Raw genomic sequence first — 2,412 nt, 5'->3', positions numbered from 1 at the left:
CACCTTTTTACGCACATCAAAAGGCAGTAAAGGAGATTCTTACTGCTTTTGCAAATTGGTTTAGAGGTAAAGAATGCGAACCTTTAAGCGCTCCTTTTGATGTTACCTTATATAAATCAAAGGACAACATTAATGTGGTACAGCCGGATATCCTGGTTATCTGTGATAAAGAAAATATTGACGAAAAGGGCAGGTATAGAGGTATACCCACCCTTGTTGTGGAAGTGCTCTCCGAATCGACAAAGGGTAAGGATTTAATCAAGAAATTAAACTTATATATGTTGACAGGAGTAAAAGAATACTGGATTGTAAATACAGATTCCAAAGAGGCATACGTTTATGGTTTCAATGACGGCGACATTGAAAGTATGCGAGGCTATAAAGGCAGCGACAGAATTGAATCAACCGTATTCAAAGGCCTTGGAATTGAGCTGGAAGAGATATTTGCATAAGTAATGGCATCTTCTGTGTCTTTATTAATCTTCAAGTATTAGGGACATACTATTGCACTTATTAAAACAATAATATAAGCTATAATTATATAAAGTTTTGAAGCATAATGTTATTCTATTAAAATCAATAAAAACTGGGAGGGAATATTATGGCTATAATGGAAAGGTTCAGTTTAAAAGGCTATTGTTCAATTATAACAGGAGCTGCTATGGGACTGGGAAATGCAATGGCAGAAGCTCTTGCGGAAGCGGGTTCCGATATTGTCATCGCAGATATAAACCTGGATAAGGCACAAGAAGCAGCTGTTCAGATAGAAAAAATGGGAGTAACAGCTCTTGCCGTTAAATGCAATGTTACCAGCAAGGAAGATTGCAAAAAATTGGCAAATACTGTCTTAAGCAAATTTGGTCATATTGATGTACTCATTAACAATGCAGGCATTTGCAAGCATATAAAAGCTGAAGAAATGGCGTTTGAAGATTGGTATGATGTAATAAACGTCAATCTTAACGGAGTGTTTCTCATGTCTCAAGCTATCGGGCAGGTTATGATAAAACAGAAAAAGGGGTCCATAATTAATATATCATCTATGTCAGGTATAATTGTAAATACACCACAATGCCAATGTGCATATAATGCATCTAAAGCAGGAGTCATAATGTTAACCAAAAGCCTGGCATCAGAATGGGCCGAACATAATATAAGGGTAAACACAATTGCTCCTGGATACATGAAAACAGAGCTTACCCGTCCATATTTTGAAGGAAACGGCGAAATGGTGAGACGCTGGATGGATTTCTCACCGATGAAAAGGCCGGGTACACCTGATGAATTAGGAGGTATAGCCATATATCTTGCTTCAGAAGCCTCATCCTTTGTAACCGGAGCAGTATTCCTGGTAGATGGAGGATATACAGTGTGGTGATATTAAGAGACATATGGGAAGTATCTATCTGACTTTTGATGGGGATGTTCCCCGTTATGCTTGTACTGCTTGCACTGATTGTATCAGTATATTGGGTAAAAGTCTCTGCAATGTGAATAATAGGGGTTGCTGCTGGTATTTTCCCAAGTATACACTGCTGGATATTCAAAGAATGACAAAGTCCGTGGAAGGGTTAAATATATTGGAACATATAAAAAGCCAGCCAGCAACAATTATTAACCCTTATTATATTCATGCAAAAGGTTTTTTTGATAAGGCCGGATATGATAAATATATCCGCAATGAAAATAAAGAAAATAAAACTGAAAATGAATCGGCATACCAATTTGACCATACAATTTTTTTTAGAGCTTGTCCGTTTGTAAAGAGTGGATATGGATGTACGATTCCTCCCCGTTATAGAACTATTGTATGCAACTTCTTTATATGCAACGAAGCCATGGAGAAAGCCCGTTTTGCAGATGCTTTAAAGCCATACATTGAAGAGCGTTCCCGTTATGCCGCATGGGTAGAGTGGGAAAACAGGTCACTTGAACACCTGCTTAAAGAAAAGGGTGTTGATCTGGTCAGTAACTATGAAACTGTATTAAAAATACTACAAAATGAACCTCTTGACACTTACGATTTTCCTAAGCTGGAACCTGTAGATATGGTTGACACATGGCACAAAGGAGCATAAACAAGGACATTCCCTAAACTCTGTGCAGATATTCTTAAAAATTTTTTCTATTTATTTAGCTAATTTATTGATATTATTAAGTATTATAGGTATAATATTTATATAAATAGCTAAAATAAACTTGGTGAGGTGAAATTTATGATTGTTACCACTACGGAATTACAGAATAGTTTCGGTAAATACCTTAAGTTTTCGGAAACGGAAGATATTATAATTACCAAAAACGGAAAAAGGGTAGCCATGCTAGTGCCATATAAGGAAAATATATCTAAGAATAAATCTAATGAAAAGGGTGATCGTAATGAAGAAAGCAAGTATAGTGAAGAAAATAAAT

General features: G+C 36.2%; 4 protein-coding genes. All 4 read left to right on the top strand.

Annotated features, from left to right (window positions below; all coding sequences use genetic code 11):
• Positions 1 to 452, top strand: a 452-nt coding sequence (locus tag HPY74_20760; protein NSW93038.1) for a Uma2 family endonuclease, incomplete at its 5' end; no start/stop codon positions are given.
• 149 nt (positions 453 to 601) lie between these two features.
• Entirely contained in the window at positions 602 to 1,378 is a 777-nt protein-coding gene (locus tag HPY74_20755) for an SDR family oxidoreductase (GenBank protein ID NSW93037.1), read from the top strand.
• 13 nt (positions 1,379 to 1,391) lie between these two features.
• On the top strand, positions 1,392 to 2,078 hold the full coding sequence (locus tag HPY74_20750) for a hypothetical protein (GenBank protein ID NSW93036.1): 687 nt from the start codon (positions 1,392 to 1,394) through the stop codon (positions 2,076 to 2,078).
• A 138-nt stretch (positions 2,079 to 2,216) separates the two neighbouring features.
• A partial coding sequence (locus HPY74_20745) for a type II toxin-antitoxin system Phd/YefM family antitoxin (GenBank protein ID NSW93035.1) occupies positions 2,217 to 2,412 on the top strand: 196 nt, incomplete at its 3' end.

The organism is Bacillota bacterium (assembly GCA_013314855.1).
Lineage (GTDB): Bacteria > Bacillota > Clostridia > Acetivibrionales > DUMC01 > Ch48.
This window is presented reverse-complemented; position numbering and strand designations above follow the sequence as displayed.

Excerpts from the sequence above, each read along its gene's own strand:
- HPY74_20755 (NSW93037.1), top strand. The coding sequence starts at position 602 with ATGGCTATAATGGAAAGGTTCAGTTTAAAAGGCTATTGTTCAATTATA.
- HPY74_20750 (NSW93036.1), top strand. The coding sequence starts at position 1,392 with ATGGGAAGTATCTATCTGACTTTTGATGGGGATGTTCCCCGTTATGCT.